This window comes from Bacillus sp. MM2020_4, assembly GCF_011250555.1.
In the GTDB taxonomy this organism is placed as follows: Bacteria; Bacillota; Bacilli; order Bacillales; family Cytobacillaceae; genus Neobacillus.
On sequence record NZ_JAANMZ010000013.1, the window covers coordinates 14,507 to 30,335 of the forward strand.

A 15,829-nucleotide genomic window follows, 5' to 3' on the forward strand; every position below is an offset into this window, starting at 1 on the left:
CATCTCTTATTTTTATTCCACTTTCAAAATGTGAGCTCCATCAAAGAAGAATAAATATCTTTCCGCAACATTTCTTCTCCAGATTTGTTCAATCGCCTTTGTATATAGGTTTATCTGCAGCCTGTACCTGTCTTCAAGGATTGGTTTTGCCTGAAGAAAACCTCCACTATACCTGCCTGTTATTCTATCGGTCTTATAGTCTATTAGGACAAGACCTTTTTCATCCTCAAGGATACAATCAATAATCCCTTGCACAAAAACAGATTCATTTTCTTCGTGCCAATTAGGATAAACCTCTTTTGCAGGCAATGAAAGTGTAAACGGAATTTCCCGATGAATCGCCTTAGCATGAACATATCTCTGTCCTAAATTTGTGTTGAAGAATTGAACGATTAATTGGCAGTCAATGATTGCTGCTTGCTCTGCGGTTAGCAATTCATTGTGAACCATCCAGTTTACTTGTTTACCAATCGATTCTTCACTTACAGGTATGGTCAAATCAACATGCTGCATCACCATATGCATGGCCGTTCCCCGCTCTGCAGGACTTAATTGTTTCTCTTGCATAAACTTGGGACGTTTTATGATTGATTTTTTAAATTTCCGAACCAAATCGGTACCACTTTGCTCGTCAGTCATTTCCGCAAAGCGTTTTATTTCTGATACAGATTGCTTTGAGCGATGTGCCGCAGCATCAGGGAAGGCATATTCCCATGTCAGACGTGCTTTTATTTCGTCAGCAAATGAGGACTCTACCGGAATCTTCTCTAACTTTTGCACCTTTTCCAAAAAATGATCTTCTTCTGCTTCAATTTCTGACTCCTGTTTCTGAATTTCTTCAGCACTTATCAAAGCAACGTTCCATGAAGAAGAATGATCCGTGATTTCCGACGGAACGAACGGACTTGTTCCACCTTCACCCCTTAATTCACTGCAGTCCTGATGGCGAATTAGCGCTGGTCCAATCCAGTCAATATAACTCATAGCTCCTGCCCGCTCATAATCCTTTAACTGCCATTCAGTATTGGCGGAAACATCGTTCCATTTGTCAATGGTTTTCACTGCATCCTTTAATGTTGCTGTCACATAGAGCTTTTCCTTCGCCCTTGTCATGGCCACGTATAAGACACGCATTTCCTCTGCCAGCATTTCCATTTTCTTTTTTCGTTTAAAGGCAATTTGTGGGAGGGATGGATACGAAATCCGTTTCTCAACATTTATATACTTTGTTGCAAAACCAAATTCCTTATCGAGCATGTAGGATTTCCGAATATCCATCATATTAAAATTCCTTGCCATTCCCGCCATAAAGACAACTGGAAATTCAAGTCCTTTACTGCTATGAATGGTCATGATTCTAACAACATCCTCCTGCTCCCCCAGGGCTCTTGCCGCACCAAGGTCGTCACCCCTATCAATCATTCGTTCGATAAAACGTAAAAAGCGGAATAACCCGCGGAACGACGTTTGTTCATAGCCTCTTGCCCTATCATATAAAGCCCTTAAGTTTGCCTGGCGCTGCTTCCCGCCTGGCAGACCTCCAACAAAATCATAAAACCCGGTATCACGGTATAATTGCCAGATTAGTTCTGAAAGCGATCCTTGTCTTGCCAACTGTCGCCAGTCCTTTAACATGTCAAAAAAGCTGCGTACCTTTTCATAAAAAGGATCGCTATTTTCGGCTGTCTTGCTGAGGCAAAAGGCTGACACTGCCTCCCAAAATGTGCTGCGTTTCTTGTGAATCCGAATTTTTGCTAATTCTTCCTCGTTTAATCCAACAATCGGCGATCGTAAAACGGATGCCAATGGTATATCCTGGAATGGATTATCAATGACTCGCAGCAGCGATAGCATAATCGATACTTCAGTTGCTTCAAAATAACCGGTCGATAAATTTGCATAAATGGGAATACTCTGTTGTTTGAACTCCTCCATGATCTGTGGTGCCCAAGTCATGGAGCGAAGGAGGATCACCACATCCCGATACAGTAACGGTTTTTGCATTTTCGTTTTTGTGTTATATACCGGGGTGCCACTTAACACCAACTCTTTAATTTTTGCTGCCATCACCCTTGCTTCAAGCTGTGATTGTGCAAGGTCTTCGGCATCAAACTCAAATCGTTCTGTCTCATTCTCTGCTTCTGCGGTCATCTCCGCACTTTCAGCGTTTTGATCAATAAGGATAACTTCTATTGGAAAAGAATGATCCTCCGGATAGGGTGCGCCATTTCGTAATTCCGCCGCCTCATCATACTCAATCTCTCCAACCTTGACACCCATGATTTGTTTAAATAAATAATTGGTGCCATCAAGTACTTCCTTTCTGCTTCTGAAGTTACGCGCTAAATCGATCCTAAGTCCTGAATCTCTCCCATGGGTAGTAAAGCGATTATATTTACTTAAGAAGAGATTTGGCTCAGCCAGACGAAACCGGTAAATACTTTGTTTTACATCTCCGACCATGAAAAGATTACCTGTGCGTTCATCTTCCTGGGTTACCAGCTTTAGTATTGTCTCTTGGACCATATTTACATCTTGATACTCGTCGCAGTAGACCTCTTTAAAGTGGCTGCGGAAGGTAAGCGCCGCATCTGAGGGAATAAATTCCCCTTCTACATTGATTCCATTTGTTAGTATTCCAAGACAGTAATGCTCTAAATCGGCATAATCAACGAGTCCCTTTTCTCTTTTTACTTTTTCAAACCGGGTTGAAAATGCTTTTACAAGGTTAACCAATGTTTCTATTAATGGACGCATTTCCTCCATATCCCGTAAAAAGCCCTCCGGTTTTCGCGAAAAAAGTTCTTCCTTTATTTCTTGGATTTTTTTCTTTGCTTTATCCCGTAGCTTTTGAGCCTTTTCTGTTAGATTCTTCTCGTAGTGGTCACCCTTCACCGGTTTAGCCCTTCCGAAAGACCAGGTTTGCATCGCTTGATACAGTGCTGCCCATGAATCCTTCTGAGCTAGCATTAGCGTTTCTAAGACATGCAAATCATCTAAAAAGTTTTCCGCCCGCGGCGCAGGGCCATTTGGGAGCTTTGTCAGTTCCAATCCTCGCTTAATCATATCCTTGGCAGCTTCTAACTGTAGTTCAATATCAAAAAGCAGTGACTGGATAAAAGGTAGATCCTCAATATCAGTGATATCCCCCACATCATACATCGAAACAATTGATTGTAAATAGTCCTCCGGCACTGGATTCGAACGGGCAAAATCATAAATAGAACGAACGATATCCATTAGCGCCTGATCGCTTCGATCATTTGTGAACGAATCTACCAAATGAAAAAAACTCTCATTCTTTTCTTTACCATATTCCTCTTCAAACAGCTCTTCCATTACCTCATCTCTAATGATTTGTGCTTCTGTTTCATCAGCAATCCGAAAACCTGGGTCAATATCGATTAAATAATAATATTTATGGATGACTTCCAAACAAAAAGAGTGAAGTGTTGAAATGGAGGCTTTGTTTAATAAGCTAAGCTGTTTTCGTAAATGTCTGGACCCCGGATCCTGATCGATTGCTTTTTCCAAGGCTTCGCCCATTCGGTGCCTCATTTCTGCAGCTGAAGCATTCGTAAACGTTACTACCAATAGTTCGTTGACATCAATTGGATTTTCCAAAGAAAGGATCTTTTGAATAATTCTTTCCACAAGGACGGCTGTTTTCCCAGAACCAGCCGCAGCCGCTACTAGGATATCCTTATCCCTGGCCATAATGGCCTTCCACTGGTCATCTGTCCAGGTCACACCTGCTGGCTTGGGAGGGATTATGACATTACTCATTTTCCGTCGACTCCTTTTTAATTAATTCCAATACATCCTCTTTTGAATGTGGTGTAAGAATCCGATAACGATTACTTTCAATCGATTCATCAAATTGACATACCGCCTTATAAGAGCAAAAGGTACAAGGGGTCTTGTCCTTTAGCTTATATGGCGCAATATCAATTTGCCCATTCGTAATGGCATTGCCTGTTTTTTGATATAAATCTCGGACATGGTTTCGTAAATGGTCAAATTCTTGTAAACTTGCTACCTTTGACTTTTTCGATAAATTTCCATCTTTTTTAATCCCAGCGGCCACAATTTGCGAATCACCGGATTCTAATGTTTGATCCATTAACTGGATGACCCTTTGGTCACTCACCATTAACCCATTCATTTTAAACTTTTTCATCATTTCATTTTCGATTTCATCCATGGACAACATTTTCGTTGTATTGATAAACGGATTATGAACATGGAAATAAAGAACACCTGCAGGACTAGCTTTCATCTCCACTAATTCATTGGAATGAGTAATGACAATATCAAGATAGGTCAGCATTTGCAGTGCAAGACCATAATAAACCTCAGTTAAATTAACATCCTTCTCACTCGATTTATAATCTATTACCCGCAAAAAGACACTATCGTCTTCTAAGTTAGCTTTATCAACCCGATCAATCCGCCCTGCCAATTCCATTCTTTTTCCATTCTTTAATGAAAAAGTTAATGGCGGAAGATCCCCATTTGGTCCAAACCCTAATTCTAAGCCAATTGGTGAAAAGCCACTCACTTTTGCGTGTTCACTTAAGACAATGGACGCACGAGTAATAATTTGCTCCAATTTCCGCTTAATATAATGGTGGCGTTCCGAACTGAGTAATATTTCGTTTTGTAGCTTGGGTGCTAACGTCTTAACTGCCTCTTTCGAAAGGTCTTCACATTGCTTTCGAGTTAACTCAGCCCATGACATGTTCTGGTCATTGACAATATCGGCAATCTGCTTTAATGCAGCATGGAACAATTCACCAATATCAGGTGCCTCCAGGCGAAAAATTTGTCGTTCACGAAGCTTTAAACCATGCTGGGCAAAATGTGAAAAGGCACAGCCATTGAATAATTCCATTCTGGAAACACTTGCCTGAATGGTCTCACCATATAATTCATCCGCCACCTCTTTTGAAAGCTGGACGGAACTATTTGAGTAATAGAGGCTTGAAAATACCTTTTGTGCTCTGTTTTTCCACGAGCTTTCAAGATAAAAGTTATACACATCCCACCATAGGCTGGAAATGGGATAATTTCGTTTTTTCCATTGCAGCTGTGTGTTAAGATAGGACATGGTGGTTGTATAATTCGAAACAAAGCGTAACTGCTCAGTTTCTTCAAGTTCAGCAGGGTCTGTAACTAGGTACTCTTCCTTTGCGTCTGGAAACATATCTTTAAGTCTCTTGATGTAGGAAGAAGGTATTAATGCTTTTCCTTCGTCATTTGCAAGCGGGTAGCTGACATAAAGCTTTTCTGATGGTGCCGTAAACGCTTTATAGGCAAGGAATGTTTCATCAAGTAAGCGGGTCCGACTACTTGGTGCAACCTTCATGCCTGCCGTTAAAAGCAGTTCTCTGTCTTCATCTGCCAGGATGCCGTCATCAGAAATTTTCGCTGGCAGCACTCCTTCATTCACACCAACCATGAAAACAATTTTGATGTCATTCAATCTTGATTTTTCTAAATCACCAATTAGCACCTGATCGAGTGCAGGCGGAATCAGGGAAAAATGCAGGGATTCGAAGCCCGCTTCTAAAATAGCAGCAAATGCCTTAGGGGTAACTTGCTCTTCCCCAAGTATTTCAACATACTGATCAAGAAGGTCAACGACCGCATTCCATACTTGTTCGTGTTCCCGCATTCTTAACAGATTACCCTTTTCTTCAGCCGCCATTTTCCATTTTTCAAGCTTATCTGGAATATCTAATTCTTCTAAATATAAATAGATAGCTTCACAAAGCTTTCGTCCTGTATCGGCCTTCTTCAACCTTCTGGATAACCGTAAAATTGGCGCAGTTACCATAAGCTTAAGTTCATTTAATTCCTGCTCCAGCTCTTTTTCAGCATCTGTTTGGACATTGCCCGCCGATTCAAGCCCTCTTATGCGCCGATAAACCCAGCGTTCCTTTTTCGTCCATTTACCTCCATTAATTCCATAGGCTAGACAGTAGTTTTCCAGCCTATCCATCTTCTCCCGCATTTTAGCCGGATTTTCCTGAGGAGGATACAATAATTCAGTTTTTATTGCTCTAAACACTGGCTCATAACGCCAATAAGAGTTTATCACTTCTAAACTTGAGCGGATTAATTCAATCAGCGGATGATTGAGCATCGTTCTTTTCTGATCGATAAAATAAGGGATCTGATAATCGTCAAATACTGGTTCAACAATTTCATGGTAGTCCCCGCCATTTCTAATTAACAGAGCGATCTCTCGGTAACGATACCCACTTGTCCGAACTACATCGCGGATTTCCCATGCAATCCCTTCAATCTCCGCCCTTCGATTAACAGCCTGACTAATATGAATCGCAGGCGCGCCTTTGAAAACTGCTGCTGGTCGTGTATCAAATTCTTTCTCTAAATGACGTAATGATGGAAGATTCCATTTTACCTGTTCCTTTAGAATGATTGGTTGTTCTATTTCACTGCTGCTGATCCGTGCTAAATCATAGATGTTATAGCATGTCTCACCCGATGCCCGGAACAGGTCAAGCTCATCCGGCTCTGAATGAACAAATAACCGATCTGCAGTCACCGCGATTGAAACACGTTTACAATGCTTCATTAATTCCGCCATGACAAGATATTCCTGTGGTGTAAAGCTATAAAATCCATCGATATAGATTTCTGCCTCTTTCAAGTAAGCCGAGGCTGATATTTTCTCTGCTAAGAGGCGAAAATAATCTTCCGAATCGATATATTTCCCAAAGATCTCGTCCTCAAATTTAGAATAGATCAATTCTAAATCATTTAATTTGTCGTGTAAGGCCTTCGAAACAGAAGTATCCCCCAAACCGAACTGGACCGATTTTTCTATCAACTCTTCGGGTCTTAGACAGTATCGCTTAAACTCGGTAATGATTTGTTCCAGTTGCTGAACAAATCCATTCTTGTCAGCTGCTCGCTGAAAAATCTTTAAATTTTCTTTCTGTTCGTCAAGTATCTTACGAATTAGCATATTCAATCCGACACTACTCAAATGTGTTCTGCTAATTCCGCCTGTTTCCTGCAGGATCCGCCATGCTAAACGGGAAAAGCTATAAACCTGGGCACGAATCATTCCGCCAATACTCGCGTCTGTCGCCAAACGGTATTCAGATAAAAAAGTCATTTGTTCCGGAACAATATAAATAATTGGTGTACCTTCGGGTTCGCGGGTTAAACGGTCGCGTATTTCGTCAAGAAACATCGAAGTCTTACCGCTACCTGACCGCCCAATTACCATTCTAACTGACATGGGTTTACCACCCTTTCTCGATTACCTCTTTATCTCACATTCTACCATAAAATAGGTACAAACGTTTGGATTTCCCCTTATGGATTTATACCAATAATGGTAATTGATACGTTTATATCCATAAAAAAAATACGATTCATCCAATCGTATCATTGCCCTTTAAAGGTAGGAAAGTTGTGACTTTGAGAATTATCTAGCTCTAGGCGCCGATTAACGGGCGCCTTTTGTTTTTCTATTAAAAGTGCACGTCCATTTCATTTAATGGCCAATAGCGCAAATCGACTTTACCGACAACTTGACTGGAAGAGATGAACCCGAATTGGCGGCTGTCCCAGCTTCCTAATCGATTATCACCAAGGACAAATAATTTTCCCTCCGGAACTGTATTTTCCCCCGTAATCTCCTTTAAACTAAAATCACCTGTCAGCTTCATACCAGGTGCTTTCTGCTTATAAACCTTTAAAAACGGTTCTTCGTATTTATGACCGTTAATAAACAGCGTATCATTACGGTATTCGATTTTATCACCCGGCAGCCCGACAATGCGTTTGACAAAATCCTCTTTGGAATTGGCATGAAAGACGATGACATCAAACCGGTTTAATTCCCCCACCTGATAGCCAAGCTTATTGACAACAAGTTTGTTTCCATCCTGAAGGGTCGGCATCATTGATTCGCCTTCTACAATATAATTGGAAAAGAAAAATGTTCGAATAAAAGCAAAGATAATGATTCCGATGGCAAATGCCTTCACCCATTCCAATCCTTCCTTTTTCCATTCAATTTTCATTGAATCTCCTCCGTTTCTCCGTCACTGTATTTCTATCTATTTCACCATTATGGTCAGTTTCAGTACTCTTATTCATCCTTATTTCAATTCTTTTTCCTACATACCAAAGAATAAAAATGACTAGTAAAACAATGACTGTTCGAAAAGGTTTTGTTATGAGCGAACGGAGATCATAGCCAATAAAGCTAATGGTAAAAATCATCACCATTTTTCCAATACACACTGCCAGCATATATTGAGCAAATCGTATTTTTGATAACCCCGCAACAATGTTCACAAGCGCTGAAGGCGTAAATGGAAAACATAGGATTAAAAATAGAGGGCCGAACCCATGTTGATCCACCCAGTCCATCAGCTTTCGAACCTTTGGGTGCCTGGGCAAAAAAGATAATAATTTTTTTTGCCCATATCTCCTAATTAGTAAAAAAACAAATAAGGCTCCCATACAAGCTCCAAGCCAAGAAAATAAAAAACCTAGCCAAAGGCCAAAGGCACTGGCATTTGCCATGACAAATACAAACAAGGGGAGAAATGGCAAAAACGCTTCAAGGACGATCAATAACATGCCTGGTAACGGCCCAAGAGCCCGATATTCTTGTATAAGGGTCATAATGTGTTCAAGTGTAAACCAAGCCTTTAATGATTCGATGTCCATCTGCCTTCACCTTTCATGTTTTGTCTGTCAGAGCCCCTTTATTTCGTGATAAATTGATGGAGTGCCTCCTTATTCTTCTTCACATATCCAGTACGTATGGCGAAACTACACCCAAATCACTGTTTTTTTTAGATTTCTTCATTAAATTCATTTTCCCCTATCAAATATCCTTCTATTAATAAAAACTTTCTCACACATTGCCTATAATTTTCAATAAATAAGGCTCGCCAAATTGACGAGCTTCCTGCTTGGAAATGGTCTATTGCTTTTATCACTTTTTTTTCGTAAAATAAAGGGGAACATTTGTTCGAAAATATAGAAGGGTGTAGATGGTACGATGACCAGAATTCCTGAGGATGACCGTGACATATTAGAGAAAGCTATTTATTTACCGATGGTTCTTATTGTCTTAAACCGTGATATTACTGTTGTGAAAAGCAGCCCCTTTAAGTTAAAAAAACCTTATTTGGATTTAATTGAGGCAACAATAAAGGAAATACAACGGGAACTATCTGAGGTAAAAATGTATATGAAGAAGAATAAGCTTCAAGTCATTGAAACACAGCGGGACGATGCTTTTACGATGTACATGTTTATTTATAAGGGCTATGAAGAAAACCATAATTACTTTAACCCAAGGATCCGCAATAAAGTACAAGAATTAATGGAAGCATACTTATTAAAAAAACATCTATCCCAATAAAAATCTGAAATATGTAGTCATTATTACCGATCTTTCAAATAAAATTCACCACTTTCTGATGCCTTCGACAACTGGGGCCCATGCAGTAAATAAAATAATTTCTTCTTATTAAGTTCAACCCTTTGCATAAGCTTTGTTTGTAAATAAGATGTTCTTAACATTTGGGTATTAAAGGTACTGTAGGAAACCGGAAAAGTGAAAGAATTGTCATTGCGAAAAATGACCAATGTCTGCCTTGCAGATGCCCGTCTGTAATCCTTTATATGCTCAAGAAAGAACCAAATACAATTAGGGTCTTCTGGTGAAGTAGTACAGAAGGCATAGATATTGTTAATTGGTTCTATGACTATTGGGAGTTTTCGTGAATAATCAATTAACAGTTTGGTTCCCTTCCTCCTGCTTTCATAATCGACACCATAGAATGCACAGCTGTTTTTGATTAAATCCAATGGTTTAAAAGGAGACAGAAATTCATCTTCTGGTTCAACAATAGTGGAAAATATTTTATTTCCATATTCAGCTGGCTTTATATACATCGTACAAGAATTCACCACGTATTCTCCGATTTTTACTTGTGCCAATCCTTTCAACCTCTTTTCATTTTAATTTTCCACCATATCTTACCACTTTTCCATTTTTATTCCTTTGTTTTTTTTAATTGTTGCTATTTTCTTCACAATATCAGAAAAAATAATATCAGAAAATTTGATATATTATCGGAAAATCTCCATATAATTAAAAAAAGCATCAGAGGTGATTTCCATGAATGAAAAATCATACACGGAACTAATGAAACTTGGTGCCATGAAGCGAAATCGAATGAAGGAGAACTTCGTCCAGGATCTTTACATCGACATGCTCTTATCAGAAATTCAGTTAACGATTGAAAAAGAAAAATTGCTGCGGAAAATTGACTTGGCCATTGATACCCGGGACAAAAGATCATTTCTTCTTTTATCCGACAAGCTTAAGGACATTAACAAACGATTTGGTACGTAAAAAACTTTTTAAACCGCCTGATTAGGCGGTTATTTGTTTTTATAAGATAAAAAAACTGAAGACATGGATCTGTCTTCAGTTCTATATCCTTATCCTATTAGTGACGATGCTTAATCTCATATTCCTCAAGCATGGAAATGCGGTCAAGCATGGAAGGATGCGTATATCGGAATATTTTTACCAATAACGGCGGGTTCACCTGACTCAATCCAGAACGGCTTAATTCTTGAAAAGAGGTAATCGCAGCATCTGGGTTTTTCGTCATTTCAATCGCATATCTATCGGCACGTGTTTCTTCGTAGCGTGAAGCTAAATTGGAAAGTGGACTTGAAACAAACAAAAGCACAGACAATATCAGAAGAAACAACGGAAGTGAGCGAATATCCCGTACGTTGGTTACTTTTAGTTCCCTTCCCCAACGGCTTATAATCCAATCCATCAACCTGTATGTCAAATAAAGTCCAAAGAGCGAAAGTAGAAGGTAACCCGCGATGCCGAAATAAATATGCTTTTCCACATAATGACCCATTTCATGCGCCATGATAAAAAGGATTTGATTATCATTTAGCCGATTTAATGTCGTATCCCATAAAACAATCCTGGCGCTAGAACCAATTCCGTTAACATATGCGTTCATTGCATTGGTTTTATCTGCCATATTCACTTCAAATACATGCTTCGCTGGAATATCGGCTTGATCTGCCAGTGCTAAAATTTTGGTTTCCAATTCTTGATTCTTTAGTGGATAGAAATCATTGTATAGTGGATCTATGACAACTGGCTGAAGGAACATCATAAATAACGTAAATGGAATGGATAACAACCAGCCATAAAGCCACCAGCGCTTTTGGCTTTTTTTCATTAGCCAATAAAGAACAGGAACAATAATCAACCACGTCCCATAATTAATCCAAAAGTCAATTAACTCATCCTTCATCCAAGAAGGAAACGATTGTGTTGAAATATGATACGTTTTGGATAAATAGTAGCTAATATAGTTTAAAGGAAATGTGGCTATGAAGGCAAAAAAGAATAACCAAATGAGATAAATGGGTATTTGCAGCAGCTTATACTTTGAAGAATTGTCTGCCCATCGTTTGAATGCCTTTGAAAAACCAAATAATAAAATGAGAAAATAAAACAGCCACTCAAAAGGTGTTGATAAGAAAAACAATAGGTTTCTCACCTTTGAATATTCTTCACTTAAACTTAGCTCTCTGCCATTAAGAAAGGTAGCCGGGTCTGCTTTTGATCCTTGATATTCAAATGGTAATGTCGTATTGGCAAAGTGAAATAAATACCAATAAAAAAACAATCCATACAAACAAAAGGCCAAAACCGCATAGACCCCCAGTTTTCTAACCATGATTTTGTCCCCCCTTGTGTACAACCTCTCCTATACTTAGTTTAGTTAAAAATGGGTTTTTTAGAACTAAGCATTAAAAAAAGCCAGCTTTTAGGAACTGATTTACATAAGAAACGAATATAGGGCAAGGATAGCAATGGAGCCGAGGACGACCACGATTACATTTGCTCCTAAATAGGCGGCTACGAAGGCTGCAGCAGCCCCCAGTACACCGTACCATATATCGTCCTTTTGAATAAAAATTATCGCCGGAAATATTAAGGCGCCAAGGGTTGCATATGGCACATTTCTTAATACTCCTTGAATAAAAGGCGGTAGCGCCTTCCCTTTAAATAGGACAAAAGGGAGCATCCTTGGAAGATAGGTTACTAGCCCCATTCCGATAATCATCCAGATGATTTCACTTCTCATATTGTCCACCTCGATACCTTTTTTTAAGCACTTCTGCTGTTTCGATTATGATAGCCGACAATAACGTTGCTGTTACAATTGCCCAGCCTTGTGCCATGATATGAGTAAGTGTTAATACCGAGTTAAAAACCGCTCCCAGTATGGCCAGGAAAAGGACCTTTGTACTCTTTTTTAACGAGGGAACTAGGAGACCAATAAACATCGCATATAAGGCAACCCCCATGCTTTCCTGTAAGGTTTGCGGCAGGCTTGCGCCAATTAGATGTCCGATTCCCGAAAAAACAACCCAACTGATATAGGCAACCGAATTAAGGCCAAGCATAAACCCTGTTGAAACTTTCCCATCCCTTGTAGCCGCAACTGAAAAAGTTTCGTCGGTAATGCCGAACGAATAAAAAAGTTTGTTGAGCAAATGGTCCTCTTCGCTTTTTTCATTTAATGTTGCACTCATAAGAAAATGTCTAATATTAACGATACAGGTAGTTAAAATAATTTCAATAATACCGGTTCCATACGCAATAAGACTTAATGAAATATATTGTGATGCGCCAGCAAACACGATGAGACTCATAAAAACAGCTTCATATATAGTAAGTCCAGTAGTTTTAGCGAGGAGACCAAATGTTAAGGCAATGGGAAAATAACCAATCCCGATGCTAATGCCTGCCTGAATCCCCTTTTTAAATTCAGACGTATCTCGTTCTATTGCTATATCCGCCAACATGATTCCCTCCTTGTTGCAATCAATCGTATAAAAATAAATTTTAGCAAATTTTCCGAAAAAATAAAAGAACAAAAGGCGCAAGCGCCCTGGTCAGCGGCAGATGGCCTGGAGCGTTCCAACTGTGATAAAAGTATGAGTCTATAATTCCTGGACTACGAAAAAGACAGGCTGTATGCCTGTCTTTTACATTTCTCTAAACCGCTCTTACTTTCCGACGGTCTGGGTAACTTGAGTTTTCAGGGCACGCCTTAAGATTTTTCCTGTTGTGTTCTTTGGAAGTTCCTCTAAAAACTCAATAGTTGTTGGAACCTTATATTTCGCAAGATGCTCTTTACAATACTCACGTACCTGCTCCACTGTAAGTTCCGGGTTTTTACTGACGACAAAAGCACTAACAGCCTCGCCCTGGTTAGGATCCGGAACACCGAGCACTGCTACCTCCACAACATCTGGATGGTCGTAAATGACTTCTTCTACCTCACGAGGGTATACATTATAGCCGCCAACAATGATTAGATCCTTCTTCCGGTCAACAATATAGAAATAGCCATCTTCATCCATTCTCGCCATGTCCCCGGTATGAAGCCAATTGTTACGGATCGCTGCAGTCGTTTCTTCCGGCATTTTATAATAGCCCTTCATCACATTCGGTCCACGAACAATTAATTCACCCACACCGCCAACAGGAACCTCTTCACCCAGTTCGTCTATTATCTTGTTTTCCACATGGAGGATGGATGTACCAATTGACCCCGGCTTACGTGGACGGTCAAGCGGGTTAAAACAAGTAACAGGTGATGCTTCTGATAACCCGTATCCTTCCGAAATCATCACCGAGAACTTTTGTTCAAAATTCTTTAATAATGCAACCGGGAGTGACGCACCTCCGGAAATGCATAACCGTAATGATCGGAGCTCTTCTGTATTCCCTTCCGGATATTGATAAAGGAAATTATACATTGTCGGAACGCCGGCGAAAACGGTTGCCTCTTGTCCTTTTATAAGCGCAAAGATTTCCTTTGGACTGAATTTTGGTGCAATCAACAGGGTTGCACCACTTAATAAAGGTGCATTTAAGGCAACTGTCAAGCAGAAAACGTGGAACATTGGAAGGACAGTTACAACTCTGTCATCGTTATTCATTTTCAAATATTCGCCGACATCTTTAGCATTGCTGTATAAATTCTTATGAGTTAACATGGCACCCTTTGGCTTTCCAGTTGTTCCAGAGGTATAAAGAATGATCGCTGTTTCATCATCTTTCAGCTCTGGACCTTGGAAGAATACATCCCCAGAGGCAATCAAACTTGTAAACGATTTCATTTTAGGATACACAGAAAGTTTTTCAATTTCAGATTGTGCAAGACTTTCAGACTTCGTTTCGCAGAATACATAATGCTCAATTTTTGTGAGATTGGTGTGCACTTTTTCCACCAGCGGTAAGGCTAAATCAAGTGCAACAACCACTTTCACATCGCCATTATGTAAAATGTAGCCAATTTCATCCGCCGTATAAATCGGATTAATGGGGATGACAGTTGCCCCTAAACGTAAAGCCCCATATAAGCTGATGATAAAGTGCGGTGAGTTGCCGAGCAATAAGGCAATATGATCACCTTTTTGAACTCCTAGCTTTGCCAACCCTGAAGCAAACTTTGTTATTGCCCCATCCAGTTCGGCGTAAGTGCTTGTCTGCCCCATAAAATAATAGGCTGGTTTCGTAGCAAAGTTCTTTGCCGTTTCATTAAGCTGTTCAGATAAATTCATCGTATCCCTCCCACTATGAATGAATACTCATTCATAAAATTATAACAATTTTCTAAATACATTATATTGCTAGAAAGTTAAGTATTCAAGTGTAATACGAAAAAAACACGGTGATAGTTATCACCGCGTCACATTTCAATATATTTTAATAGATCAAGTTGATAAATTCCTCTTTTGAAATATTTCCAAAATAATGAATCGTATCTACTTCTGAAAGTGCCTTTTCGATTTCAGTCTTTTCATAACGAATCCCTTTTAATCTGTTTTCGATATCACTTACTTCGCCAACACCAAAAAAGTCACCATATATTTTACAGTTTTCTAAGATCCCTTTATTTACTTCCAAGCGGACATCGATTGAACCAACGGGGAAGCGGTGCGAGTGCTGGAGATTGAACTTAGGTGATCTTCCATAATTCCAATCCCAGTTTTGGTAGCGCTCCTTGGATAGTTGATGAATCTTTTCCCAATCCTCTTCAGTCAACACATATTCCGGAATTTGTTCTTGCCCCTCAAAGATAGAGGTTAAAATTAATGAACGGAACTCCTGAATATCAATCCGTTCCGCTAAAAACTCGGATATATTAGCAACTCGGCTGCGAACCGACTTAATTCCCTTTGATTCAATCTTGTCCTTCTTAACCTTCAAGGCAGCTACGACATGATCCATTTCTGAATGAAAAAGCAGGGTTCCATGGCTGAACATTCTCCCTCTTGTAGAAAATTGGGCATTTCCGGAAATCTTTCTGCCCTCTACTTCAAGGTCATTTCTGCCGCTTAACTCGGCATTTACGCCTAATTTTTTCAAAGCTTCCACTACTGGCTCAGTAAATTTGCGGAAATTATGAAAGCTTTCCCCATCATCCTTTGTAATGAAACTAAAATTTAAATTACCAAGATCATGATAGACTGCTCCACCGCCAGACAATCTTCGCACAACATGAATTCCATTACCCTCAACGTATTCTGTATTGATTTCTTCAATTGTATTTTGATTTTTTCCGATAATGATGGATGGTTCATTTATGTAAAATAAAAGATAGCTCTCGTTAATATCAAGATTCTTCAACGCGTATTCTTCAATTGCCAGGTTAATCCGTGGATCGGTGATGCCTTTATTATCGATAAATAACATAGT

Annotated in this window: 12 protein-coding genes; 2 read left to right on the forward strand and 10 right to left on the reverse strand. The window is 39.6% G+C overall.

Features of this window, described 5'->3' with window-relative positions; genetic code table 11:
• Positions 1-12: 12 nt before the first annotated feature.
• The 4 genes from addA to G6554_RS10735 form a co-directional block, all read right to left on the reverse strand.
• A complete protein-coding gene (gene addA, locus G6554_RS10720; RefSeq protein WP_166241608.1) occupies positions 13-3,786 on the reverse strand; it encodes a helicase-exonuclease AddAB subunit AddA in 3,774 nt (1,257 codons plus the stop codon).
• On the reverse strand, positions 3,779-7,276 hold the full coding sequence (gene addB, locus G6554_RS10725; RefSeq protein WP_166241610.1) for a helicase-exonuclease AddAB subunit AddB: 3,498 nt from the start codon (positions 7,274-7,276) through the stop codon (positions 3,779-3,781). Before addB ends, addA begins: the two co-directional genes overlap by 8 nt.
• A gap of 235 nt (positions 7,277-7,511) precedes the next feature.
• Positions 7,512-8,066, reverse strand: a complete 555-nt coding sequence (gene lepB / locus G6554_RS10730) for a signal peptidase I (protein WP_166241612.1) — start codon at positions 8,064-8,066, stop codon at positions 7,512-7,514.
• Positions 8,056-8,721 (reverse strand): TVP38/TMEM64 family protein, encoded by a 666-nt coding sequence (locus tag G6554_RS10735; RefSeq protein ID WP_166241614.1) that lies wholly within the window; start codon positions 8,719-8,721, stop codon positions 8,056-8,058. Before G6554_RS10735 ends, lepB begins: the two co-directional genes overlap by 11 nt.
• 337 nt (positions 8,722-9,058) lie before the next feature.
• Between G6554_RS10735 and G6554_RS10740 the strand changes: the two genes are divergently transcribed.
• Positions 9,059-9,424 (forward strand): YhjD family protein, encoded by a 366-nt coding sequence (locus G6554_RS10740; RefSeq protein ID WP_166241616.1) that lies wholly within the window; start codon positions 9,059-9,061, stop codon positions 9,422-9,424.
• A 23-nt stretch (positions 9,425-9,447) separates the two neighbouring features.
• Here G6554_RS10740 and G6554_RS10745 read toward each other — a convergent pair whose 3' ends face one another.
• Positions 9,448-10,005: a competence protein ComK gene (locus G6554_RS10745; RefSeq protein ID WP_242637846.1), complete on the reverse strand. Its 558-nt coding sequence runs from the start codon at positions 10,003-10,005 to the stop codon at positions 9,448-9,450.
• Positions 10,006-10,186: 181 nt separating this feature from the next.
• Here G6554_RS10745 and G6554_RS10750 point away from each other — a divergent pair, with 181 nt between their 5' ends.
• Positions 10,187-10,423 (forward strand): IDEAL domain-containing protein, encoded by a 237-nt coding sequence (locus tag G6554_RS10750; protein WP_166241618.1) that lies wholly within the window; start codon positions 10,187-10,189, stop codon positions 10,421-10,423.
• Positions 10,424-10,520: 97 nt separating this feature from the next.
• Here the strand turns inward: G6554_RS10750 and G6554_RS10755 are convergent, their stop codons facing one another.
• The 5 genes from G6554_RS10755 to lplA all read right to left on the reverse strand — a co-directional run bounded on the left by G6554_RS10755 (position 10,521) and on the right by lplA (position 15,826).
• Entirely contained in the window at positions 10,521-11,789 is a 1,269-nt protein-coding gene (locus G6554_RS10755; protein ID WP_166241620.1) for a M48 family metallopeptidase, read from the reverse strand.
• A gap of 102 nt (positions 11,790-11,891) precedes the next feature.
• Positions 11,892-12,200 carry an AzlD domain-containing protein gene (locus tag G6554_RS10760; protein WP_166241622.1) on the reverse strand — a complete coding sequence of 103 codons (309 nt, stop codon included), beginning with the start codon at positions 12,198-12,200 and terminating at the stop codon, positions 11,892-11,894.
• A complete protein-coding gene (locus G6554_RS10765; RefSeq protein ID WP_166241746.1) occupies positions 12,190-12,921 on the reverse strand; it encodes an AzlC family ABC transporter permease in 732 nt (243 codons plus the stop codon). The genes G6554_RS10760 and G6554_RS10765 overlap by 11 nt, the downstream gene beginning before the upstream one ends.
• A gap of 207 nt (positions 12,922-13,128) precedes the next feature.
• Positions 13,129-14,691 (reverse strand): fatty acid--CoA ligase family protein, encoded by a 1,563-nt coding sequence (locus G6554_RS10770; RefSeq protein ID WP_166241624.1) that lies wholly within the window; start codon positions 14,689-14,691, stop codon positions 13,129-13,131.
• Positions 14,692-14,836: 145 nt separating this feature from the next.
• Complete coding sequence (gene lplA / locus G6554_RS10775; RefSeq protein ID WP_166241626.1) at positions 14,837-15,826, reverse strand: lipoate--protein ligase; 990 nt, start codon at positions 15,824-15,826, stop codon at positions 14,837-14,839.
• Positions 15,827-15,829: the final 3 nt, after the last annotated feature.

Bases quoted from the DNA above. Each gene is read 5' to 3' on its own strand.
- G6554_RS10750 (WP_166241618.1), top strand. From the start codon at position 10,187: ATGAATGAAAAATCATACACGGAACTAATGAAACTTGGTGCCATGAAG.
- lplA (WP_166241626.1), bottom strand. From the start codon at position 15,826: ATGTTATTTATCGATAATAAAGGCATCACCGATCCACGGATTAACCTG.
- addA (WP_166241608.1), bottom strand. From the start codon at position 3,786: ATGAGTAATGTCATAATCCCTCCCAAGCCAGCAGGTGTGACCTGGACA.
- G6554_RS10735 (WP_166241614.1), bottom strand. From the start codon at position 8,721: ATGGACATCGAATCATTAAAGGCTTGGTTTACACTTGAACACATTATG.
- G6554_RS10755 (WP_166241620.1), bottom strand. From the start codon at position 11,789: ATGGTTAGAAAACTGGGGGTCTATGCGGTTTTGGCCTTTTGTTTGTAT.
- lepB (WP_166241612.1), bottom strand. From the start codon at position 8,066: ATGAAAATTGAATGGAAAAAGGAAGGATTGGAATGGGTGAAGGCATTT.
- G6554_RS10740 (WP_166241616.1), top strand. From the start codon at position 9,059: ATGACCAGAATTCCTGAGGATGACCGTGACATATTAGAGAAAGCTATT.
- G6554_RS10760 (WP_166241622.1), bottom strand. From the start codon at position 12,200: ATGAGAAGTGAAATCATCTGGATGATTATCGGAATGGGGCTAGTAACC.
- addB (WP_166241610.1), bottom strand. From the start codon at position 7,276: ATGTCAGTTAGAATGGTAATTGGGCGGTCAGGTAGCGGTAAGACTTCG.
- G6554_RS10770 (WP_166241624.1), bottom strand. From the start codon at position 14,691: ATGAATTTATCTGAACAGCTTAATGAAACGGCAAAGAACTTTGCTACG.